Source organism: Streptomyces sp. NPDC036815 (genome assembly GCF_055609205.1).
The window spans coordinates 219,455-242,260 of the sequence record NZ_JBVJPW010000012.1; the positions used below are offsets into that span (position 1 = coordinate 219,455).

The following is a 22,806-nucleotide window of genomic DNA, read 5'->3' on the forward strand; positions in this document are numbered from 1 at the left end:
TCAGCCGGTGCGGCGCAGGCGCACCGCGGCGACCGCCCCCAGTGCGGCGCCGACGGCCAGGACGATGAGCCCCCTGATCCATACGTCCCGTTCGATCTGCGTCGCGAGCAGGACGCAGGAGGCGGCGCCCAGCACCGGAACGGCGGTCGGCGCCCGGTAGTGGTCGTGCGAGACGCTGTCGCGCCGCAGGACGAGGAGCGAGGTGTTGACGAGGAAGAAGACCACGAGGAGGAGCAGGACCAGGGTGGAGGCGAGGGTGTCCACGTCCCCGGTCAGCGCGAGGAGCAGCGAGAGCGCCGTCGTCGCGGCGATCGCCGCCCAGGGCGTGCGTCGGTCGGGCAGCACCTTCGTCAGGAAGGCGGGCAGGAGGCCGTCCTGTGCCATTCCGTAGGCCAGGCGGGAGGACATGATGCCGGTGAGCAGGGCGCCGTTGGCGACGGCCACGAGGGCGATCGCGCTGAAGAGCTCCGTGGGGACCCCGCCGGCCACCCGGACGACCTCGAGCAGCGGCCCGCTCGATCCGGCCAGCTTCGTGGTCGGTACGGCTGCCGCCGCGGCGGCCCCGACCAGGGCGTACACCGCACCCGCGGTGATCAGGGCGCCGAAGAGGGCTCGGGGGTAGGAACGGCGAGGGTCCCGGGTCTCCTCGGCCACGTTGACGGACGTCTCGAAACCGACGAAGGAGTAGTAGGCGAGCACCGCCCCGCTGAACAGAGCCGCCGCGGGGCCCTCGCTCGCGGTGCCCAGGTCCGTCAGCCTCCCCAGGTCCCCGTCGCCGCGCAGGACGATCCAGCAGCCGAGCCCGATCACGAGCAGCAGCCCGCTGACTTCGATGACCGTGGCGACGACGTTGGCGCGCGTCGACTCGCTGATGCCGCGCGCGTTCAGCAGCGCCAGCGCGGCCAGGAACACGATCAGCACGAGCACGAGGGGAAGGGTGACGAACTCGGCCAGATAGTCCCCGCCGAACCCCCGGGCCAGGGCCGCCACCGAGACGATGCCGGCGGCCAGCATGCAGAATCCGGCAAGGAACCCGGTGAACGGTCCGAACGCCCGGGTCGCGTAGTGGGACGAACCACCGGCGCGCGGGTACTTGGTGACCAGCTCGGCGTAGGAGGCGGCGGTCAGGAGCGCCAGGCACAGCGCGGCGACCAGGGGGGCCCACACCGCACCGCCGGAGTCGGCGGCGACCTGCCCGACCAGGACGTACACGCCCGCCCCCAGGACGTCTCCGAGGATGAAGAAGTAGAGCAGCGGCGTGGTGAGCGCCTTCTTGAGCGGCGTGGAGGACGGGGACGTCGAGGGCTGGGACGTCGCTGACTGGTCGGCGGGTGTTTTCACGTGATCTCGTATACCCGCCCCGGTGGCCGGCAGACGGCTCCCTCCCTCGGATGCGGGGCAGCTGGGGCGGCGCGCCCGGGGGTGGCCTCTGGTACGTGAGGGCCGGGGAGGCGCAGGGAGGGCGCCGGGCTCGGCGGCGCCTGTTCGTCCATAGGGGGCCAAAGGCGGGTGTGGCGCGGGCGCGAGGCGGCCGGTGTTCATCCCCGCCGGAAGACTGGGGCAAGCGTTTGCGTGCAAGTCGTGCGTACCGGGGTACTCCGGCGGCTCGCGAGTTTCGACAGCTGACCGCACCGGACGAGCAGCACGCGCACCGTCCTTGCAGGCCCCCAGCCACGCCCCACCACGACCACCGCAGGGAGGATGCCGTGCACCACGAGGCACACCACGGCAGGACCGGTTTCGACAGAATCAAGGCGGCGGCCCGGCGAGCCGGCGCTGCCTACGCGTCACAGGAGCAGAACGGACTCAAGGGCCATGCCGCGGCCGTTGTCGCCTTCAGCGTGTACACCGCAGCCTGGGGCGTGGCGGCCGCGCGGGGCACGAGGAGGGCCCCGGACCGCTACGAGCCCTGGGAGGTGCTGTGCACGGCCGCATCGGTGTTCCGGTTGAGCCGCCTGCTCAGCAAGGGCTCTGTCACCAGTCCGCTGCGGGCCCCTTTCACACGTTTCGAGTCGGCGACGGGCCCGGCCGAAGTCAACGAGAGTCCCCGCGGAGGGGGCGTCAGGGCGACCGTGGGAGAGCTGGTCACGTGCCCGTTCTGCCTGAGCGTGTGGCTGACGACGACGTTCGCCGGCGCCCGCCGCCTGTGGCCCGCCACCACGCACACCGTCACAGGCGCCCTGACCTGCCTGGCGCTCGCCGACACCATGCAGCTGGGATACGACTGTCTGGTGCAGAAGAACGCCGAGTAGGCCGGGGTTCTCAGGTCGCTGCCCTTGAGCGCCTCTTCCGGCGCCGTCGTCCGAGGCGCGCCGCGGACGCGCCGGTGCACGGCGTCTCCCGAGTGGTGGGCCGACCCGAGGCGGGGGAGTCTTGATCCGAACTGGCTGTCGCGTGACGCGATTCCTGAGCACCCCGACCGGCACGGAGGACCTGTGATCCCTACGGCACTGCGCGAGCCGGTGGGCGACCCCGTGCCGTAGCGGACACCACGTGCACGGCAGAACCCACGTACACCTCAACGGTTGGAGAACGCATGCCGAGCCAGAAGCCTGCCAGGAAGTCGTCGAAGAGGACCGCCAAGGAGGCAGCCGAGAAGGCAGCGCCGACGGCCAGGACCACCGGGACCAAGAAGACCGCGACCAAGAAGACCGCGACCACGAAGTCGCCAGCTGCCGCGAAGAAGACGACGGGATCAAAGAAGACGGCAGCGGCGGCCAAGAAGACCGCCCCGCCGTCGAAGACGGCCACGACCAAGAAGACCGCGGCAAAGAAGACCGCGGCAAAGAAGACCAAGGGCGGACGCACCAGAAACCCCCTGAAGTCCGTGGCCGCCAAGGCCGTTGCCGCGCTCGCTCCGAGCCACGTCGGCCCCGCCGACGGCGTTCCCGGCAAGCCCGGCGCGGAGTCGCCCCCGGTCGCCGAGCCCACCTCCCCGCGCCCCCCGCTGCCGCCCAAGCCCGACCAGAGCGGCCCCGCCGCGGTCGGCCCGACCGGAATGGTCACTGCCGGGTCCCCCGATGAGCTGGCTCAGGGAGACATGTACCTGACCACCGCTCAGGGTGCGCGGCTGTACGAGACCGACCACTCCCTCAAGGCGGGCCCGCGCGGCCCGGTGCTGCTCCAAGACCACCACCTGCGGGAGAAGATCACCCACTTCGACCACGAACGCATCCCCGAGCGCGTCGTGCACGCCCGGGGCGCCGCGGCCCACGGCGTGTTCCAAGGCTACGGAACCGCCGCCTCCGTCACCAAGGCGGCCTTCCTCGGCGAGGGCGTCGAGACCCCGGTCTTCGTGCGGTTCTCCACCGTGCTCGGCTCGCGCGGCTCCGCCGACACGGTGCGCGACACCCGCGGGTTCGCGACGAAGTTCTACACCGCCGAGGGCACCTTCGACCTGGTCGGCAACAACATCCCGGTGTTCTTCATCCAGGACGGCATCAAGTTCCCCGACATCATCCACGCGGGCAAACCGCACCCCGACCGCGAGATCCCCCAGGCCCAGAGCGCGCACGACACCTTCTGGGACTTCGTCACCCTGCACACCGAAGCCACCCACCACACGCTGTGGAACATGTCCGACCGGGGCATCCCGCGCTCCTACCGGATGATGGAGGGCTTCGGCGTCCACACCTTCCGGCTGGTCGCCGCCGACGGGGCGACCTCCCTGGTGAAGTTCCACTGGAAGCCGAAGCTGGGTGTGCACTCCCTCGTCTGGGAGGAGGCTCAGATCGCGGGCGGCGTGGACCCGGACTTCCACCGGCGCGACCTCGCCGACGCCATCGAGGCGGGCGCGCATCCCCAGTGGGAGCTGGGCATCCAGGTGTTCCCGGACACCGCCGAGCAGACCTTCGAGGGCATCGACCTGCTCGACCCGACGAAGCTCGTTCCCGAGGAGCTGGCCCCGGTCCAGCCGGTGGGCCTGCTCACCCTCAACGCCAACCCGACCAACTACTTCGCCGAGACCGAGCAGGTCGCCTTCCACGTCGGACACCTGGTGCCCGGCATCGACGTCACCGACGACCCGCTGCTCGCCGGTCGTCTGTTCTCGTACCTCGACACCCAGCTCACCCGGCTCGGCGGGCCCAACTTCGGCCAGCTGCCCATCAATCGCCCGCACGCGCCCGTCAACGACATGCTGCGCGACGGCATGCACCAGACGGCGGTGCACAGCGGCGCGGCTCCGTACAGGCCCAACTCCCTCGACGGGGGCTGCCCCTTCCTGGCCGGGGAGGACGTGGGGGCCTATGTCGAGCGGCCGGTGGTGGTCCCGGAGGACCGCAAGGTCCGCGAGGCTCCCGCCTCCTTCGACGACCACTTCAGCCAGCCCCGGCTGTTCTGGCTGAGCATGACGCCGGTGGAGCGCGAGCACATCATCGCGGCGTACACGTTCGAGCTGAACAAGTGCTACGAAAAGTCGGTCAAGGAACGCGCGCTCCAGGTCCTCGCCAACGTCGATCCCGTCCTGTGCGAGCACGTGGCGACCGGTCTCGGCCTGCCCGCCCCGTCCGCGACGGTGAAGCTGGTGGACTCCGCACCAAGTCCCGCGCTGTCCCAGGTCGGAGGCGGCTGGCCGCTGGACGGCCGGATCATCGGCGTCGTCGCCGACGCGGGCTGCGACCTCGCCGGGGTCCGCGCGGTGCGTCAGGAGATCCTGGACGCCGGAATGGTCCCGCTCGTCATCGCCCCGGCCGGTGGCGAACTGGACGCCTCGGGCGACCCGGTCACCGTGCAGCGCACCTACACCACCGCCCGGTCCATCGAGTACGACGCCCTGCTCCTTGCCGGGGCGCCCGGCCCGGGCGCGGACGCCTTCGGCGCCAGGGACGCGAAGGCGGGCAAGGGCCGCAAGAGCGCCCGCAGGACGACCGGGGCCACCACCGACCCGCGGGTCCTCCTGCTGCTGTCCGAGGCGTTCCGGCACGGCAAGGCGATCGGCGGCTGGAACGGCGCGGAGACCACGCTGGCCGCAGCGGGCATCCCCGCGGACGCGCCGGGTGTGGTCAGCGGCGACACCGGTACCGGCGCGCTGGCGGGTCTGACCGACCTGATGGGCGCGCACCGGGTCTGGGAGCGCTTCCCGACGCAGGTCTGACCGCCTTCGTGGCCTCAGCTCCGCTCGACGCCTCCGCCCGCATCTCCGCCCGTGTCCGCGTCCGTGTCCGTGTCCTTGTTCTTGTCGGTGTGCAGGCGCACGCGTTCCAGTGGCCGGACCGCGGGCCCCTGGAGCACCGCACCCTCGACGTCGAACCTCGACCCGTGGCACGGGCACTCCCACGACGTCTCCGCCGCGTTGAACGACACCAGACAGCCCAGGTGGGTGCAGCGCGCGGAGACCGCGTGCGCGGTGCCGTCCGGGTCGCGGTACACCGCGCACCGCTTGCCCTCGACCCGTACCACCGCTCCGCAGCCGGGCGCGACCTCCGCCACCGAGTCGACGTGCCCGGTGGCCAACCGGTCCCCGACGAGGTGCTTGGCCACCTTCGCCTGCGCCGAGAGGAAGCCCGACGCCTCCCGGACCACGCTCTTCAACCGCCGGGGGTCGTACAACTCCGCCCAGGGCGGGGGTGATCCGGCGATGAGAGCGGTGAGGAGCTGCCCGGCCAGGATGCCGTTGGTCATGCCCCAGCCGCCGAAGCCGGTGGCCACGTAGGTGTGCCGGGATCCCTTGTGGAGGGGGCCGATCAGCGGAACGGTGTCGGTGGAGGAGTTGTCCTGGGCGGCCCAGCGGTACGCGGTCGGTTCGGCGGTCGGGAACCGCTCGTGCAGCCAGGCGTCCAGGCGGGCGAAGCTCCGTGCGGGGTCTCCGGTGCCGGGCGTGAAGCCCTCCCCGGTCACGATGAGCAGCCGTCGCGAGCCGTCCTCGCCGTACGGTGCCGTCCGTACCGACCGCTTGCCCTCGTCCTCGGTGATGTACATGCCGCCGGGATCGTCGGCCACGGGCAGGGGGGCCGCCACCACCAATTCGCGGGAGGGGGTGAGCCGGGAGAAGAGCAGGGCCCGGTCGAAGACCGGGTAGTGGGTGGCGACCACGACGTGCCGGGCGGTGACGGCGTGCCCGGACTCCGTGGTGACCTTGCAGGGGCTGCCCTCTGAGAGGCCGGTGACCCGGGTCCGTTCGTGGATCACACCGCCGAGTCGGCGGAAGTCCTCCGCGAGTGCCACAAGGTACTTGCGGGGGTGGAACTGTGCCTGGTCGACGACGCACACGGCACCGCCGGCCGCGAACGGCAGCCCGGTCTCCTCGACGTACGTGGCCCGCAGCCCCGCCTCCGCGGCGGCCTTCGCCTCCGCCCGCAGGGTCTTCGCGCCCTCCGCGTCCCCCGGTTCGGCCGCATAGGTGAACGAACTCAGCTGCTCCAGATCGCAGTCGATGCCCAGCTCCGCCACGATCTCGCGCAGCCGGTCGAGCGCGCCCTGCTGGGACCGGGCGTAACCGCGGGCGGCGGCGGGGCCACGCGTGCGGCGCAACCGGTCGTAGATGAGCGTGTGCAGCACGGAGACCTTGGCCGTGGTGTGACCGGTGACCCCGGCCGCGATCCGGTCCGCCTCCAGTACGGCGACGCTGTGCCCCGCCCTCGCCAGCTCCCATGCGGTGCTCAACCCCGCGATGCCGCCCCCGACGACGGCGACGTCCACCTCGGTCGCGGCGTCCAACGGGGGGTGGGCCGTGGCCGGACAGGTGTCCATCCAGAAGGACCGGTCCCGGCCCGGGAGTGCGTCGTCGCGGTGCGTCATGGGTGTGCCTGCTTTCCGTCCGGGAAGGGTGTCGCCTCGGCAGGCTCGGGTGCCCAGCGACGGTCAGCACCAATCCACCACGCCGGTCCGGACCGCGCGAGCGGGGCACCCGCCGAGGACCTACGCCTCGACCCAGGTGCGGAGGGTGTCGCTCGTGTGCTGGACCTCTTCCATCAGGCGGGTGGCCTCGACGACCAGGACACCGTACGGACGGGTGGGGTCGGCCAACGGCAACCGCTGGGCCTCGGCCTCGTCGGTGACCTCTCGGCGCCGTGTCCGGGCATCGCGGGCGAGTCCGGCCAGTCGGCGCGACTGCTCGGGCAGAGTCTTCTCGTCCAGCGTGCTGAGCGCCCGCGCGAACTCCGAAACGGCCTCCAGGAAGGCCGCGTACCGGTCCAGGAAGTGGCGGTAGAGATAGTCGTTCTCCGCCTCCTGCCACTGGTCGAGGCTCCGCGTCAGAGAGGCGAGTTGGTGCAGTGTCCGCTCCAGTGCGTTCAGCACCGTGTCGTAGCCCTGGAAGGTGATGGGCCCGCGATGGCGGCGGAGCAGCCGACGCGGGTTGTAGTGAACGCTCTCCTTGGCGGTGACCACGCTCGCCCTGGCCTGAGCTATCAGCTGGTCGGTCCGGGTGACCCGCTCGCGCCACCGAGCGATGGTGTCCGCGTCGGGCGCCCCTCGACGCAGGGCAGGGGGCATGTCGGCGCTCAGGTCGTAGAGGGCGCGGGCGAGGATCTGGACACCGTGTTCGGCGCTGCGGTAGCGCATCGGTGGGGCGATCGTGACGTTGACGGCGATGCCGATGGCACAGCCGATGAGGACAAGCAGCACGATCTCTCCCAGCCGCGTGATCCGGGTCGAGTCGTCACTGGCGCTGCTGTACGTGGAGAACGCGAAGAACGCGGCCGTGGCCACCTGCGGCCCCTGCACCCCGAGCACGTGCGAGCGCCCGATGGTCAGCGCGATCACCGCCACCAGCACGAAGGTCAGCAGATCGGGCCCGGCGAGGAAGCCGAGAGCGGCCTGAACCGCCACTCCCGCGGCGACCGCGCCGACGTAGCGCAAGGACTGCGTCACCGATCGATAGACCGTGACGTACATGATGGTCACCGCGGAGAACGGCGCGAACGCCGGCGACAGCGCGTCGAGGGCGTAGTAGGAGACCACCCAGGCGAGCGTGGCGGCCAGGGTGCTCTTGCCGGTCAGGAGCAGTACGTGGCGTTCGGAACCGTCGTCGTGAAAGGCCCGGCCCCACCACCGCCGCACCCGCACGAGCCACCCGGCCCGCTCCTGAGCGTCCGCCGCCATGCCGCAACCACTCTCTTCCTGTTCCTCGGGGACGAGCCGCTCCGGGTCCACGGCGAAGGGCCAACTGCCTCCCGGCCAGCAGCATCTGCTGTCGGGGGCGCCGCAGGGTGGGTAACCCTCTTCCCCAACCCGTAACCCCCTGTTTCACAGCCCTTGCGCCAGGCCCCCAGGCCCCCTCAGACGGCCGTCAGCGCCGCCAGGGCGCGGTCCATCGCGGCGTTGAACTCTTCGGGCGTCAGCGGCAGTCGGGACTTGACGTCCCGGCTCCACCGGTCGGCGAGGACCTCGGCGGAGCCCGCCTCGACGCCGTCGAGCGCCGCGTCGGCCAGGTCCGACGGTGCGATCTTGGCCACGGGCCGGCCCGCCGCCATGTCGGTGTCGGCCAGGCCGAGGTGGACCGCTGTGACGAGCGTGCCCTGCTCGGCGAGCTCCAGGCGGACGCCGTTGGTCATGGCCCAGGCGGCGGCCTTGGCCAGGTGGTAGGCATTGGCGCCCTTGCCCCCGAACCACGACATGGCGGAGAGGACGTTGACGATCGCGCCCCCGCCGTTGTCGGCGAGCGCGGGCGCGAACTCCCGGATCATTCCCGGGTGGCCGAACATGTTGGTCTCCAGCTCGTGGCGCACCGCGTCGAGCGAACCGGTCACCATGACCGTCGCGGAGGCCGTGGCCGGGCGGTTGATCCGTATCGGCGAGGTGGCCCGAGGCGCCGGTGTCTCCGTGCGCGCCGTGCGCTACTACGAGCAGCAAGGGCTGCTCGTAGCGGAGCGCAGCCCGTCCGGCCGGCGCCTGTACCGGCAGGACGCCATCCCCCTGGTCCGCTTCTTCCAGCAGATGTTCGCCGCGGGCCTCACCAGCCGGAGGATCAGCGAACTCCTGCCGTGCTGGGACTCCGGCCACACCGACGCCGAGCAGCGGGCCATGCTGCGCGCCGAACGCGAGCGCATCCAGGCCAGGATCGACGACCTGCAGGCCGCCCTGGACCACCTCGACGAGGTCATCGCGATCACGGACACGCACCCGTAAGGATTTCCCTATGGGGTGACAGGAAAATCCTTACCAGTTCTCTTTCCTGGCCTCGAGTAATCCGCGGCCATGCACCTCCAGTTCTTTATTGCGGTCCATTGCGTGCGCGTGAAGAATGCCCGTCACTTTTACCGCTGCCCCCATGAATTCCGGCGGGAGAGGGGTGACATGGCGATGCGCATCCGGCTATGTTCGCCATTGCTCGGGCGAACCGGCCCGAATGCAGGCGCTTTTGACGCCATCAAACATTCCCCTCCACACAGGAGAACTCTGTGTCTTCCTCCATATCGCGGCGCACCACCGCTGTCTCCGTTGCCGCCGCCGTCGCGGCGACCCTGCTGACGGCCACGGGAGTTGCCTCCGCCGACACCGTCCCCTCGGCCTCGCCGTCGGCCGCCTCCCCTGCCGGCACAGCCGCCGCGCTCGGCCTCGACGGCAAGGAGAAGCTGATCGTCCGCGACGTCGTCAAGGACGCGGACGGCACGACGCACACCCGCTACGACCGCACCTACGCCGGACTCCCCGTGCTCGGCGGCGATCTCATCGTCCACCGCGACGGCAACGGCACGATCAAGAGCGTCACCCGCGCCTCCGCCCGGCCCATACGCGTCGGCTCGCTGTCCGCGAGGGTGACGCCGACCGCCGCCGACAAGGCCGCGGTGAAGGCGGCTGCCGCCGCTCACGTGGACCGGCCGACCACCGACGGCGCAGGCCAGGAGCCGCGCAAGGTCGTCTGGGCCGCCGACGGCACCCCCGTCCTCGCCTACGAGACCGTGGTCGACGGCACCCAGAAGGGCGGCATACCGAGCCGCCTCCACGTCATCACGGACGCGACCACCGGGGCAACGCTCCACGAGTACCAGGCGATCGACAACATCGCCGACGACACCAGCCAGTACAGCGGCAAGGTCGACCTCGCCACCACGCGTGCGGGCACCGGCTACCGGCTCATCGACACGTCGCGCGGCAACCACCGGGTCATCGACGCGCGCAACACCGAGAAGACCGACGGCACCCTCTTCACCGATGCCGACGACATCTGGGGAGACGGCACCCCGGCCAACCGCCAGACCGCCGCGGTCGACGCCGCCCACGGCTTCGCCCAGACCCACGACTTCTACAAGAACGTCCTCGGGCGCGACGGCATCCGCGACGACGGCTCGGCCCCGACCTCGTACGTCCATTACGGCGACAAGCTGGACAACGCCTACTACGACGACGACACCTACTCCATCCAGTACGGAGACGGCGCCGCGGGCAACAACCCCTGGACCGAACTCGACATCGCCGGGCACGAGTTCTCCCACGGCGTCACCGCCGCCACCGCCCGTCTGGTGTACGCGGACGAGTCGGGCGGCCTGAACGAGGCCACCTCGGACATCTTCGGCACCGCGGTCGAGTTCAACGCCGCCAACCCTGCCGACCCCGGCGACTACTTCCTGGCAGAGAAGGCCAACTCCCGCGGCGACGGCAAGCCGCTCCGTTACCAGGACACCCCCAGCCGCGACGGGCACTCCCAGGACTTCTGGGACGCCACCACCAAGACCAAGGACCCCCACTACTCCTCCGGAGTGGCCAACCACTTCTTCTACCTGCTCGCCGAGGGCAGCGGGAGCAAGACCATCAACGGCGTACGGCACGAAAGCGCCACCAAGGACGGCTCCACGCTCAGGGGCATAGGGCGGGAGAAGGCCGTCAAGATCTGGTACAAGGCGCTCAGCGCCTATTTCACCTCCACGACCGACTACAAGGACGCCCGTACGGGCACGGTGCGGGCCGCCTCCGACCTCCACGGCGCGAACAGCGCCGAGGTCGCGGCGGTGAAGGCCGCCTGGACCGCCGTCAACGTCAAGGGCTGACGCCCGAGGACCACCCGGCAGCACCCCGTGGCCGGCGAGCCTAAGATCGACCGTGGACGGCAGGGCTGAAGAAGGGGATGGCCGGAGTTCATGCTGAGAGAGGTCACCGCAACCCGCTACGTCGAGCCCCTGCGCACCGGCGGCTCCGTCCCCGGTGTCGTCGAGGCCGACGACCTCGGTACGTATGTCGTGAAGTTCACCGGGTCCGCCCAGGGGCGCAAGGCGCTCGTCGCCGAGATCGTCGTCGGGGAACTGGCGCGCCGTCTCGGGCTGCGCTTCCCCGAGCTGGTCCTCGTGCACTTCGATCCGGCCGTCGCCGCCGACGAACCGCACCAGGAGGTCCAGGACCTGCTGCGCGCCAGCGCCGGTCTCAACCTCGGCATGGATCTGCTGCCGGGGGCGAAGGACTTCACCCCGGACGCCGTCGACGTCGGCCCGCTGGAGGCCGGCAAGGTCGTCTGGCTCGACGCCCTCACGGCCAACGTCGACCGCACGGTGCACAGCTCGAACCTGATGGTCTGGCCCACCTTCGGCGTCCGGCCGCCGAAGCTGTGGCTCATCGATCACGGGGCCGCGCTGGTCTTCCACCACCGCTGGGGTGCCTCCGCGCCCGAGAAGACGTACGACTTCCGCCACCACGCCCTCGGGGTGTACGGGCCGGACACGGTGGCGGCCGACGCCGAACTGGCGCCGCTCGTCACGGAGTCGGTGCTCCGCGAGATCGTCGCTCTCGTGCCGGACGCCTGGCTGGCCGACGAGCCCGGTTTCACCTCGCCTGACGAGGTGCGCGAGGCGTACGTCGGCCATCTGCTGGCCCGCGCCCGCTCCTCCGCCGCGTGGCTGCCGACCGACTTCCCCAGCAGGGGTGAGCTGGCGGCCGCCGACGCGCGTCGTGCCGAGGCCACCGAGAAGGGCCGGCCCGCCTGGCTGAAGCGGGTCCCCGACCTGCACGGCAAGCCCCCCGCGGAGCAGGACTGGTCGCGGCACGTCGGCTGAGCACGCCGAAGCCCCCGGCGCTGTGCGGTGCCGGGGGCTTCGTCCTGCGCTGCCTGCTCGGATCAGCGCAGCCGCTCGTACGCGGGGAGGGTCAGGAAGTCCGCGTAGTCCGCGTCCAGGGAGACCTGGAGGAGGAGGTCGTGGGCCTGCTGCCACTTGCCGGCCGCGAAGGCCTCCTCGCCGATCTCGGCGCGGATGGCGGCCAGTTCGGCGGCGGCGACCTCGCGGGCGAGGTCGGCGGTGGCGGTCCTGCCGTTCTCGAAGACGACGCCCGCGTTGATCCACTGCCAGATCTGCGAGCGCGAGATCTCGGCGGTGGCCGCGTCCTCCATGAGGTTGAAGATGGCGACGGCGCCGAGGCCCCGCAGCCAGGCCTCGATGTAACGGATGCCGACCTGGACGGCGTTGACCAGGCCGTCGTAGGTGGGCTTCGCGTCGAGGGAGTCGATGGCGATCAGGTCGCCGGGGGCGACGTTCACGTCCTCGCGCAGGCGGTCCTTCTGGTTCGGCTTGTCGCCGAGGACGGCGTCGAAGGACTTCATCGCGATCGGGACCAGGTCCGGGTGCGCGACCCAGGAGCCGTCGAAGCCGTCGCCCGCCTCGCGGTCCTTGTCGTTCTGGACCTTCTCGAACGCGACCTTGTTGACCTCCGCGTCCTTGCGGGACGGGATGAACGCGGCCATGCCGCCGATCGCGTGCGCGCCGCGCTTGTGGCAGGTGCGGACGAGGAGTTCGGTGTACGCCCGCATGAACGGGGCGGTCATCGTCACCAGGTTGCGGTCCGGCAGGACGAACTTCGAGCCGCCGTCACGGAAGTTCTTGACGATGGAGAAGAGGTAGTCCCAGCGGCCGGCGTTCAGCCCGGAGGCGTGGTCGCGCAGCTCGTAGAGGATCTCCTCCATCTGGTACGCGGCGGTGATCGTCTCGATCAGGACGGTCGCGCGGACGGTGCCCTGCGGGATGCCGACGTAGTCCTGCGCGAAGACGAAGATGTCGTTCCAGAGGCGGGCCTCCAGGTACGACTCCGTCTTCGGGAGGTAGAAGTACGGGCCCTTGCCGAGCTCGATGAGGCGCTTGGCGTTGTGGAAGAAGTACAGACCGAAGTCGACGAGCGCGCCGGGCACCGGCTTGCCGTCGACCTGGAGGTGCCGCTCGTCCAGGTGCCAGCCGCGCGGCCGCATGACGACCGTGGCGAGCTCGTCGGCGCCCTTGAGGGCGTACGACTTGCCGCTGCGCTCGTCCGTGAAGTCGATGCGGCGCTCGTAGGCGTCGGTGAGGTTGAGCTGGCCGAGGATCACGTTCTCCCACGTGGGGGCGGACGCGTCCTCGAAGTCGGCGAGCCAGACCTTGGCGCCCGAGTTCAGGGCGTTGATGGTCATCTTGCGGTCGGTCGGGCCCGTGATCTCCACGCGGCGGTCGTTCAGCGCGGCCGGGGCCGGCGCGACCTTCCAGGAGTCGTCCTCGCGGATCGCGGCGGTCTCCGGGAGGAAGTCCAGGGTGGAGGTGCGGGCGATCTCGGCACGGCGCTCACCGCGGCGGACGAGGAGCTCGTCACGCCGGGGCGTGAACAGCCGGTGCAGCTCGGCCACAAAGGCGAGGGCCGCGTCGGTGAGCACCTCTTCCTGCCGGGGCAGGGGCTCTGCGTCGACGATGGCCAGCGGCGACGGCGCTAGTGCGGACATGAGCTGTCACTTCCTTCAGAGAGCTGCACGGACGGTGCCCGCCGAGCCGCCGGGCAGACACGGTGGCACTGGGTGCCACAGGAGCCGAGGTACGGCTGAGGGCCCCGTCCGAGGTAACGGGCCTTCTGGTCAGTGGATACTAGTTTCCTCATGGTGGAAGTTCAATGGTTTGTTGATGTCGAGATTCTTCTCGTCGACAGAACGTGTCGCTGAGTGCCACGCCGGTCACTCCAGGTGGGCCGGGGCGCCGGGCGTCCCGGAGGCCGTCGTTCCGGGCGCGGGCTCCAGCCGATGGAGATCCTCGGCCGTGTCGATGTCGTACGCCTGCGCCACGTCCCCGCACTCGACGAGAGAGATCTCACTCGCGTGCTCCCGCACGTAGTCGCGTGCCCCGCGGTCGCCCACGGCAGCCGCCCCGATCCCCGCCCAGTGGGCGGACCCGAACAGGACCGGATGGCCCCGGCGCCCGTCGTACGCGGCCGCCGCGAGTGTCGAGGGCGAGCGGTACGCGGCGCGCACGCGGGCGGTGGCCGCGGCGCCGATCCCCGGCTGGTCGACGAGCGAGACCAGCGCGGCGGCCGCGCCGGTGCCCCGCAGCGAGTCGAGGCCCGCCCGGAGCGAGGAGCCCATCCCCTCCTCCCACTCCGGGTTGTCGATCAGTACGCAGCCGGGCAGCGAGGCCCGTGCGCGCACGGCGTCGGCGGCCGCCCCGAGGACCACGTGCACCCGCGCGCACCCGGCCTCGCGCAGCACCCGTACGGCGTGCTCCACCAGCGGGCGGCCCCGGTGCTCCAGGAGGGCCTTCGGGCGCCCGCCGAGGCGCCGCCCGCCCCCCGCGGCGAGCAGCAGCCCGACGACCTCCCCCACCCCGTCGGCCCGCGCGTTCGTCGCTTCAGTCGTCATGCCTCCTGGATACACCCCACGGGGTCCGCGCGTGCGTGGCAGTGGTCACGTCCCTCACAGCCTTCGCAAAGTGGCGCATCACTATCGGGGAAGGTTTACTGACCCGCGGTCCTCACGTGCCCGACCAGCACCGCGAGGACCACCGGAACCAGCACGACAAGCACGACAGGCACGAGAACGTGCGCGAGGGGGAGAACGGTGTTGCCGAGTGTGGAGCAGATGCGAGTGAGCGGCGGCGACGAGGACCCGCGGGCGGCGGAACTGCGCGCCGCCGTGGCCCGGCTGCGCCGTGAACTCGCCGCGCACCCGGCGGAGTTCACGGACCGCGGGATAGCCGAGGACGAACTGGCCGCGCTCGCCGAGATGGCGTACGGCGGCGCCCCCGAGATCCCCAGGATGCGCCGGTCCCTGCTGCTCGTGGCGGGCGCGATCGGCTCGGTCAGCGCCCTCGCCGCGGGTCTCGCGGGGGTGCGGGGCGCGATCGAGATGTTCGGGGAGCCCGGGCAGGGCTGAGAGCCTCTCTCCGAGAGCCCGGTTCAGGCCACCCAGTGGCGGCGGTTCGCGTCCGTCCCCTGGGTGCCCGTGGTCCGCAGGTCGCCGGAGAGCGCGGCCGCGAGACGCAGCACGGCCTGCTCCGAGCGCTCCGGCGACAGCGTGTACGGAATGCGCAGCCGGTGCTCGTGCGTCCCCGGGTCCGCGCCGAAGCGCGAACCGCCCTCGATCCGTACGCCGTGCGCGAGCGCCGCGCGGGCCAGTGACGACGCGACCGGCCGGCCCAGGTCCACCCAGAGGGAGAGCCCGCCCGGCGGCACCTGCCAGCGCCACTCCGGCAGATGCCGCGCGAGCGACGCGGCGAGGGCGTCCCGCTGCGCCCGCAGCCGGGGCAGCCGCTCGCGCAGCACGTCGTCCATCCCGCGCAGCAACTGGAGCGCCACCAGCTGCTCGATGACGGGGGTGGCCATGTCGCTCGCCACGCGCTTCGTCGCCAGTTCGGTGATCAGCCCCGACCCGGCCCGCACCCAGCCGATCCGCAGTCCGCCCCAGTGCGTCTTGCTCAACGACCCTACGGTGAGCACCCGTTCGCCCATCCCGTGCGGTGCCAGCGAGGCGAACGGGGCGGGCTGCGGCACGTCGAGGGCGATGTCCGCGATGGTCTCGTCGATCAGGAGCCAGGTGCCCGTGGCGCGGGCCGTCTCCAGGATGCGCAGCCGCTGCTCGCGCGGCATCAGCCCGCCCGTCGGATTCTGGAAGTCCGGCACGAGGTACGCGATGCGGGGCGCCGCCTGCCGCAGCGACGACTCGACGAGATCGCTGTCCCAGCCGTCCTCCGTGACCGGGACCGGCACCGCGCGCAGCTGCGCGTCGCGGATCGCGTCGAGGGCGTTCGGGTACGACGGGTTCTCGACGAGGACCCGGTCGCCCTGCCTGCCGAGGAGGGACAGGATCAGGGACACCGCGTGCTGGGCGCCGGTGGTGATGAGGATCTGGTCAGGCAGCGTGGGCAGCCCGCGCCGGGTGAAGCGGTCGGCGACGGCGGCCCGCAACTCCGGTATCCCGTACGGGTGGTAGCCCGGCGTCGGCGCGTGCCGGGCCAGCAGCGCGCCCGCCGAGGCCAGTGCCGCCGCGAGCTCCGCCTCCGGTGCGCCGGGCGCCGCCACCGCCAGGTCCAGGACGTCGTCGCCCGCGGGGAACGCCGCCACGCTGGACGGCCGGCGCCCCTGCGGCAGCTCGGTCCAGGTGCCCGCGCCGCGGCGGCTGCGCGCGTAGCCGCCCTCGCGCAGCACGTCGTACGCCGCCGTGACGGTGGCGCGGCTGACGGCCAGGGCCGAGGCGAGCTCGCGCTCGGCGGGCAGCCGGGTGTGCAGCGGGATGCGGCCGTCGAGCAGGAGGGCGCGTACGCCGTGCGCGAGGGCGCGGTAGCCGGGGCGCTCGCCGCAGGTGCCGGTCAGGAGTACGGCGAGCTGACGGCTGCCGAGCCTCCGGTCCACCCTGTCCACGGGGTGGACCACGCGTCTGTCTTCCATGCCAACTCCCGCTGATTGGCCCTGCCTTCCAGGCCAATCAGCGTACAGACTCCCGCTCGGAGATCTTCGGACGAGCCGGAAGGCTGCTTTGGCCTGGGAAGGGGTACCACTGATGGCGCGGCACGGAGCGGGAGCGGGGACCGGAGCAGAGGCCGGGTCGGGAAGCGGCTCGGGGGAGGAGCGGCGCGCGGGGCGCGTCGTGGTCGGGGTCAGCGGGTCGCTCGCGAGCCTCGCTGCGCTGCGGGCGGGCGCGGAGCAGGCCCGGCGCGGGGGCCGGGTGCTGGTCGCGGTGCTGGCCTGGGAGCCGCCGGAGGGGGAGGGGCGGTATCTGCGCCGTCCCGATCCGGAGTGGGCGAGGCATTGGTGGACGGAGGCGCGGGCCCGCCTCGACCGCGCCTTCGACGAGGCCTTCGGCGGCACGCCGCCCGGCGTCGTGGTCGAGCGCCGGGTGATCAGGTCCCGTCCGGGTCCCGCCCTGTGCGGCCTCGCCACGGAACCGGACGACCTCCTGGTCCTCGGCACGCGTCCGGCCCGGCACGGCACGACCGGCACCCACCGCTACCTCCGCGCCCACGCGCCCTGCGCGGTCCTCACGGTCCCGGCCCCCCGCAAGCCGCGCGGGTTCCGCCGGACCCTGCGGAGGATGACCCCGCAGGACTTCGCCCTGGTGAGTCGCTGAAGGCAGGGCTCAGCCGAGAGCAGGCCCGAGGGAGCAGGCCCGGGGAGAGCAGGGGCTCAGGAGCCGGACCCCGCGCTGGCCAGCGCCGCGGACAGTTCCACCGCCACCTGCTGCAGCACCGGCACGATCTTGTCCGTGGCCGCCTCGGTGACCCGGCCCGCGGGGCCCGAGATGGAGATCGCCGCGGCCGTGGGGGAGTCGGGGACCGGCACGGCCAGGCACCGGACGCCGATCTCCTGTTCGTTGTCGTCGACCGCGTACCCGGTGCGGCGGACGTCCTCCAGGGCCGCGAGGAAGCCCTCGGGCGTGGTGATCGTCTTCTCGGTGGCGGCCGGCATCCCGGTGCGGGCGAGCAGCGCCCGTACCTCGTCGGGCGACGTGTGGGCGAGCAGCGCCTTGCCGACTCCCGTGGAGTGCGGCAGGACCCGCCGGCCGACCTCGGTGAACATCCGCATGGAGTGCTTGGACGGCACCTGCGCGACGTACACGATCTCGTCGCCGTCCAGCAGGGCCATGTTCGCCGTCTCGCCGGTCTCCTCGACGAGCCGGGCGAGGTAGGGCCGGGCCCACGTGCCGAGCAGGCGCGACGCGGATTCGCCGAGGCGGATCAGGCGGGGGCCGAGGGAGTAGCGGCGGTTGGTCTGCTGGCGTACGTACCCGCAGGCGACGAGGGTGCGCATGAGGCGGTGGATGGTGGGGAGCGGCAGGCCGCTGCTGGCGGAGAGTTCGCTGAGACCGACCTCGCCCCCCGCGTCCGCCATCCGCTCGAGCAGATCGAAGGCGCGCTCGAGGGACTGGACGCCGCCGCTCGCGGCGGGGGTCTTGGTGGCGGCGAGTTCAGCAGGGGCGTCGCTGGCGCTTGACGTCGGCACGGCGCGTTCCTTTCGGTGCTGGCGGGCAAGGAAGCAGCCTACCGGTCGGTTCTTCCCGAGCGCTGTTGCCCGGCCTGCCGTCGTCGCCGGTCAGGGGGCCTTTGTCCGCGTCTTCGCAGGGTTGTCCCGGCGCCCCTCGACGCTCGCGTTGTGCGTAGCCACGTTCTGGTAGGCGGAATTCTAATTCCACTTTGTGGAAACGTCCAGTGCGGGGCGGAATCGGGGTGTCCCGGCGGCGAGGTGCCGAAGCCCACCCTTGACGCCGTGGGCACAAGCGTGAAAACTCCTTCAACAGAACGTTGAATTCCGTTAAGCGGAAGCAAAAGGTCTGTGTAGCGGAACAGAAGAGAGGGGACGCGGGTGTCCGGACAGGACGTGGACGTGGACGCGACGGCGGGCGCTGGGGTGGAGCTGGTGCTCCGCTCGACCCGCGTCGTCACTCCGCAGGGGACTCGGGCCGCGTCGGTCGCCGTCTCCGGCGGCCGGATCGTGGCGGTCGCCCCGTACGACGCCGAAGTGCCGGACGGCGCGCGCCTGGAGGACCTCGGTGACGACGCCCTGCTGCCCGGCCTGGTCGACACGCACGTCCACGTGAACGACCCGGGCCGCACCGAGTGGGAGGGCTTCTGGACCGCCACCCGCGCCGCGGCCGCCGGTGGCATCACCACCCTGGTCGACATGCCCCTCAACTCCCTGCCGCCCACGACGACGGTGGACAACCTGCGCACCAAGCAGGAGGTCGCCCGCGCCAAGGCCCATGTCGACGTGGGGTTCTGGGGCGGCGCGCTGCCCGACAACGTGGCCGACCTCAAGCCGCTGCACGACGCCGGTGTCTACGGCTTCAAGTGCTTCCTCTCGCCCTCGGGCGTCGACGAGTTCCCCTCGCTGAACCAGGACGAGCTCGCCTCCTCCATGGCCGAGATCGCCGGGTTCGGCGGGCTCCTCATCGTGCACGCCGAGGACGCCCACGAGCTGGACGCCGCCCCGCACAGGAGCGGGCCCAAGTACGCGGACTACCTGGAGACCCGGCCCCGCATCTCGGAGGACACCGCGATCGAGGGGCTCGTCGCCCTCGCCAAGCGGATCGGCGCGCGGGTCCACGTCCTGCACCTGTCCTCCTCCGACGCGCTCCCGCTCATCGCCGCCGCCAAGCGCGAAGGCGTCGAGCTGACCGTCGAGACGTGCCCGCACTACCTGACCCTGACCGCCGAGGAAGTCCCCGACGGCGCCAGCGAGTTCAAGTGCTGCCCGCCCATCCGCGAGGCCGCCAACCAGGACCTGCTCTGGGACGCGCTCGCCGACGGCACCATCGACTGCATCGTGACGGACCACTCGCCGTCCACCGCGGACCTCAAGACCGACGACTTCGCGACCGCGTGGGGCGGCATCTCCGGGCTCCAGCTCAGCCTCCCCGCGACCTGGACCGAGGCCCGCAAGCGCGGCCACAGCCTCGACGACGTGGTGCGGTGGATGTCCGCACGCACCGCGGAACTGGTCGGACTCGACCGGAAGGGCGCCATCGAGGCCGGCCGCGACGCCGACTTCGCGGTCCTCGCGCCCGACGAGACCTTCACCGTGGACCCCGCGGCGCTGCAGCACCGGAACCGGGTCACGGCGTACGCGGGCAAGACGCTCAGCGGCGTCGTGAAGTCCACCTGGCTGCGCGGCGAACGCATCCTGCACGGCGGCGAGTTCAGCGAACCCGCAGGCCGACTTCTGGAAAGGAACAACTGAACGTGACGGCGATACCTCACTTCACCGGCGACGCCAGCCCCTACGGCGGCGGCGAGCCCTACGCCGACTACCGCACGGCCGACTTCCCCTTCACCCAGTACGCCAACCTCGCCGACCGGCAGCTCGGCGCCGGTGTGATCGCCGCCAACGACGAGTTCTTCGCGATGCGCGAGAACCTGCTGCTCGCGCACCCCGCCGTGTTCGACCCCGAGCACTTCGGGCACAAGGGCAAGGTCATGGACGGCTGGGAGACCCGTCGTCGGCGCGGCGTCTCCGGCGAGCACCCCTGGCCCACCGCGGACGACCACGACTGGGCGCTCGTCCGGCTCGGTGCCCCGGGCGTCGTGCGCGGCATCGTCATCGACACCGCCCACTTCCGCGGCAACTACCCGCAGGCCGTCTCCGTGGAGGGCACCAGCGTCGACGGTTCGCCGACGCCCGAGGAGCTCCGCGGCGACGACGTGAAGTGGACGACCCTCGTGCCGCGCACGCCGGTCGGCGGCCACGCCGCCAACGGTTTCGCCGTCGACGTCGAGCAGCGCTTCACGCACCTGCGCGTCAACCAGCACCCCGACGGCGGCATCGCCCGCCTGCGGGTGTACGGCGAGGTCGTCGCCGACCCCAAGTGGCTGGAGGCGCTCGGCTCGTTCGACGTCGTCGCCCTGGAGAACGGCGGCCAGGTCGAGGACGCCTCCGACCGCTTCTACTCCCCGGCCACCAACACCATCCAGCCGGGCCGCTCCCGCAAGATGGACGACGGCTGGGAGACCCGCAGGCGCCGCGACAACGGCAACGACTGGATCCGCTACCGGCTGGTCCAGCAGTCCGAGATCCGCGTCGTCGAGATCGACACCGCCTACCTCAAGGGCAACTCGGCCGGCTGGGCCGCCCTTTCGGTGCGCGACGGCGAGTCGGGCGAGTGGACCGAGGCGCTGCCCCGCACCCGCCTGCAGCCCGACACCAACCACCGCTTCGTCCTCGACGCGCCGGTCGTCGGCACGCACGTACGCGTCGACATCTTCCCGGACGGCGGCATCTCCCGTCTGCGCCTGTTCGGTTCGCTCACCGAGCACGGCGCGGCCAAGCTGGCCGCCCGTCACCAGGAGCTGGGCGGCTGATCCGCCCCCCTTGAACGTGGGGCGCACCGGGTGGACAGCCCCGGTGCGCCCCACACCCATGCCCAGGCGTCTCAGGCGGCGTGACCGCCGTCCACCGACAGCTCGGTGCCGGTGACGTACGCCGCGTCGGCCCCGGCGAGATAGCCGACCAGGGACGCCACCTCGTCGGCGGAGCCGAAGCGGCCGAGGGCGGTCATGGCGCTCTGGCCGTCGGCGAAGGGGCCGTCCGCCGGGTTCATGTCGGTGGCGATCGGGCCCGGCTGCACCAGGTTCGCGGTGATCCCGCGGCCGCCCAACTCCCGGGCCAGCGCCTTGTTGAGGCCGATCAGCGCGGCTTTGCTGGTCGCGTACAACGTGCCGCCTGGACCGGGGACGCGCTGGGCGATGCAGCTGCCGATGGTGATGATCCGGCCACCGTCACGGAGCCGGGCGGCCGCGGTCTGCGAGGCGAGGAACACCCCGCGGACGTTGACGGCGAGGACCCGGTCGATATCGGCGAGCGTCAGATCGCCCACCGGGCCGAGGACCCCGATGCCCGCGTTGTTCACCAGGATGTCCAGGCCGCCCAGGTCGTCGCACGCCCGGTCCACGGCCCCGGCCGCGTCCCCGGCGTGCGCCGCGTCGGCCTTCAGCGCGATGCCGCGCCGCCCTATGGACTCGATCTTCGCGACGATCTCGCGGGCCGCGTCCTCGCTGTGGACGTAGGTGATCGCCACGTCCGCGCCCTCCTCGGCCAGGCGCAGCGCGATCGCCGCGCCCATGCCGCGGCTGCCGCCGGTGACCAGGGCGGTCCTGCCGTTGAGAGAAGACATGTCCGTACCTCTTCCGCATGTGTATCGATGGTTCCGCGCCGCTCCGGGCGAGAAGTGCTTGCGGGTTCAATGAAAGTCGTCGAGGCGGACATCGGCTGGCGGCAATCGGACACGGCTCTCCATCCCGTTCCGGGCCGCGCCCCACGACTCCCTGATCGGGCACGGCCTGAGAGGGACGGTCGGCGGTGCGGGTGAACTCCCGGAAAACTTCACAGACTTGACGTTGACACGCCAACCTCTACGCGCGTCACACTGGACCCATGCGAATCCCCCCACGAAGCCGGTTCCTCGGCGCCACCGCCCTCGCCGCCGCCCTCCTCGTCGGCGGCCCCGTCGCCGCCACCGCGAGCGCCGCGCCGGTCGCCCCGGTCGCGCACTCCGTCACCGCCGTCGGCAAGATCTGCTACTCCGCGCTGCCCTCCCAGGCACACGACACCTTCGACCTGATCAAGGCGGGCGGCCCCTACCCGTTCCCGCAGGACGGCACGGTCTTCCAGAACCGCGAGAACGAGCTGCCGCGGCAGAGCTCCGGCTACTACCACGAGTACACGGTCATCACGCCGGGCTCGGACGACCGCGGTGCCCGCCGCATCGTCACCGGCGAGCAGAGCCAGGAGGACTACTACACCGCCGACCACTACGCCTCGTTCGACCGGGTCGACCACGGCTGCTGACCCCTCGTGGGGCACAGGCTCTCAGTGCCTGCCCCGGCTCCCCACCACGGCGAACAGCGCGAAGGCCAGTACGGTCAGGGCCACGCTCGCGTAGATCTCGTGGCCGTCGAGGAAGCCGAGGCGCTGCACGAGGCCCCAGCCGCGCAGTCCGCCGGTGAGCTGGTTGACCAGCCCGACCGCGCCCTGGAACAGCAGGAACACGCCGAGAAACTCCAGTAGCTGCTTCATGGGGAGATCGTCGTCCCGCACCCTTCGCGCGGACATCCGCCGCGGGGCGAGGATCTCCCCTGTCAGCGGTCCGAAAGTCGATGACCTGCGCGACTTTGGTAGACGATCACGCGCGGAGCGGGCCGCGCGCGGCCACCGGTGCGTAGATTTGTCGAC

Annotated in this window: 19 protein-coding genes and 1 pseudogene; 10 read left to right on the forward strand and 10 right to left on the reverse strand. The window is 71.7% G+C overall.

Annotated features, from left to right (window positions below; translation table 11 throughout):
• Entirely contained in the window at positions 1-1,254 is a 1,254-nt protein-coding gene (locus tag ACZ69I_RS24640) for an APC family permease (protein ID WP_470834673.1), read from the reverse strand.
• A gap of 452 nt (positions 1,255-1,706) precedes the next feature.
• On the opposite strand from ACZ69I_RS24640, the gene ACZ69I_RS24645 reads away from it, so the two are divergent.
• Both ACZ69I_RS24645 and ACZ69I_RS24650 read left to right on the forward strand, forming a co-directional pair.
• Entirely contained in the window at positions 1,707-2,252 is a 546-nt protein-coding gene (locus ACZ69I_RS24645) for a DUF1360 domain-containing protein (RefSeq protein WP_470834611.1), read from the forward strand.
• A 284-nt stretch (positions 2,253-2,536) separates the two neighbouring features.
• The gene (locus ACZ69I_RS24650) at positions 2,537-5,095 is read left to right on the forward strand and encodes a catalase (protein WP_470834613.1); all 2,559 of its coding nucleotides are present in this window, start codon (positions 2,537-2,539) and stop codon (positions 5,093-5,095) included.
• Between the two features lie 14 nt (positions 5,096-5,109).
• Here ACZ69I_RS24650 and ACZ69I_RS24655 read toward each other — a convergent pair whose 3' ends face one another.
• The 3 genes and pseudogenes from ACZ69I_RS24655 to ACZ69I_RS24665 form a co-directional block, all read right to left on the reverse strand.
• Positions 5,110-6,738 carry an FAD-dependent oxidoreductase gene (locus ACZ69I_RS24655; protein ID WP_470834615.1) on the reverse strand — a complete coding sequence of 543 codons (1,629 nt, stop codon included), beginning with the start codon at positions 6,736-6,738 and terminating at the stop codon, positions 5,110-5,112.
• Positions 6,739-6,858: 120 nt separating this feature from the next.
• A complete protein-coding gene (locus ACZ69I_RS24660; protein WP_470834617.1) occupies positions 6,859-8,043 on the reverse strand; it encodes an FUSC family protein in 1,185 nt (394 codons plus the stop codon).
• Between the two features lie 176 nt (positions 8,044-8,219).
• A pseudogene (locus ACZ69I_RS24665) lies at positions 8,220-8,699 on the reverse strand (SDR family NAD(P)-dependent oxidoreductase); the annotation flags it as partial.
• Here ACZ69I_RS24665 and ACZ69I_RS24670 point away from each other — a divergent pair.
• The 3 genes from ACZ69I_RS24670 to ACZ69I_RS24680 all read left to right on the forward strand — a co-directional run bounded on the left by ACZ69I_RS24670 (position 8,692) and on the right by ACZ69I_RS24680 (position 11,924).
• Entirely contained in the window at positions 8,692-9,069 is a 378-nt protein-coding gene (locus ACZ69I_RS24670) for a MerR family transcriptional regulator (protein WP_470834618.1), read from the forward strand. The pseudogene ACZ69I_RS24665 and the gene ACZ69I_RS24670 sit on opposite strands and share 8 nt — an antisense overlap.
• Positions 9,070-9,341: 272 nt before the next feature.
• Positions 9,342-10,928, forward strand: coding sequence for a M4 family metallopeptidase (locus ACZ69I_RS24675; RefSeq protein WP_470834620.1), 1,587 nt, complete (start codon positions 9,342-9,344; stop codon positions 10,926-10,928).
• 90 nt (positions 10,929-11,018) lie between these two features.
• Complete coding sequence (locus ACZ69I_RS24680; RefSeq protein WP_467678548.1) at positions 11,019-11,924, forward strand: HipA family kinase; 906 nt, start codon at positions 11,019-11,021, stop codon at positions 11,922-11,924.
• Positions 11,925-11,986: 62 nt separating this feature from the next.
• Here the strand turns inward: ACZ69I_RS24680 and aceB are convergent, their stop codons facing one another.
• Both aceB and ACZ69I_RS24690 read right to left on the reverse strand, forming a co-directional pair.
• On the reverse strand, positions 11,987-13,606 hold the full coding sequence (aceB, locus tag ACZ69I_RS24685; protein ID WP_470834621.1) for a malate synthase A: 1,620 nt from the start codon (positions 13,604-13,606) through the stop codon (positions 11,987-11,989).
• A gap of 225 nt (positions 13,607-13,831) precedes the next feature.
• Positions 13,832-14,509: a nucleotidyltransferase family protein gene (locus ACZ69I_RS24690; RefSeq protein ID WP_467678552.1), complete on the reverse strand. Its 678-nt coding sequence runs from the start codon at positions 14,507-14,509 to the stop codon at positions 13,832-13,834.
• 219 nt (positions 14,510-14,728) lie between these two features.
• Between ACZ69I_RS24690 and ACZ69I_RS24695 the strand changes: the two genes are divergently transcribed.
• Complete coding sequence (locus ACZ69I_RS24695) at positions 14,729-15,022, forward strand: DUF5955 family protein (RefSeq protein WP_470834675.1); 294 nt, start codon at positions 14,729-14,731, stop codon at positions 15,020-15,022.
• Between the two features lie 23 nt (positions 15,023-15,045).
• On the opposite strand, the gene yczR is transcribed toward ACZ69I_RS24695, so the two are convergent.
• Positions 15,046-16,533, reverse strand: coding sequence for a MocR-like transcription factor YczR (gene yczR, locus ACZ69I_RS24700; RefSeq protein WP_470834622.1), 1,488 nt, complete (start codon positions 16,531-16,533; stop codon positions 15,046-15,048).
• A 112-nt stretch (positions 16,534-16,645) separates the two neighbouring features.
• Here yczR and ACZ69I_RS24705 point away from each other — a divergent pair, with 112 nt between their 5' ends.
• Entirely contained in the window at positions 16,646-17,212 is a 567-nt protein-coding gene (locus ACZ69I_RS24705; RefSeq protein ID WP_470834624.1) for a universal stress protein, read from the forward strand.
• Positions 17,213-17,268: 56 nt separating this feature from the next.
• Here ACZ69I_RS24705 and ACZ69I_RS24710 read toward each other — a convergent pair whose 3' ends face one another.
• On the reverse strand, positions 17,269-18,084 hold the full coding sequence (locus ACZ69I_RS24710; RefSeq protein ID WP_467678559.1) for an IclR family transcriptional regulator: 816 nt from the start codon (positions 18,082-18,084) through the stop codon (positions 17,269-17,271).
• Positions 18,085-18,444: 360 nt separating this feature from the next.
• On the opposite strand from ACZ69I_RS24710, the gene allB reads away from it, so the two are divergent.
• On the forward strand, positions 18,445-19,818 hold the full coding sequence (allB, locus tag ACZ69I_RS24715) for an allantoinase AllB (RefSeq protein WP_470834626.1): 1,374 nt from the start codon (positions 18,445-18,447) through the stop codon (positions 19,816-19,818).
• A 2-nt stretch (positions 19,819-19,820) separates the two neighbouring features.
• Positions 19,821-20,936 (forward strand): allantoicase, encoded by a 1,116-nt coding sequence (gene alc, locus ACZ69I_RS24720; protein ID WP_467678563.1) that lies wholly within the window; start codon positions 19,821-19,823, stop codon positions 20,934-20,936.
• A gap of 71 nt (positions 20,937-21,007) precedes the next feature.
• Here alc and ACZ69I_RS24725 read toward each other — a convergent pair whose 3' ends face one another.
• Positions 21,008-21,748, reverse strand: a complete 741-nt coding sequence (locus tag ACZ69I_RS24725; RefSeq protein ID WP_470834627.1) for an SDR family oxidoreductase — start codon at positions 21,746-21,748, stop codon at positions 21,008-21,010.
• Positions 21,749-22,008: 260 nt separating this feature from the next.
• On the opposite strand from ACZ69I_RS24725, the gene ACZ69I_RS24730 reads away from it, so the two are divergent.
• Positions 22,009-22,422, forward strand: coding sequence for a guanyl-specific ribonuclease (locus tag ACZ69I_RS24730; RefSeq protein WP_467678567.1), 414 nt, complete (start codon positions 22,009-22,011; stop codon positions 22,420-22,422).
• 21 nt (positions 22,423-22,443) lie between these two features.
• Here ACZ69I_RS24730 and ACZ69I_RS24735 read toward each other — a convergent pair whose 3' ends face one another.
• Positions 22,444-22,650, reverse strand: coding sequence for a hypothetical protein (locus tag ACZ69I_RS24735; protein ID WP_467678569.1), 207 nt, complete (start codon positions 22,648-22,650; stop codon positions 22,444-22,446).
• Between the last annotated feature and the right edge of the window lie 156 nt (positions 22,651-22,806).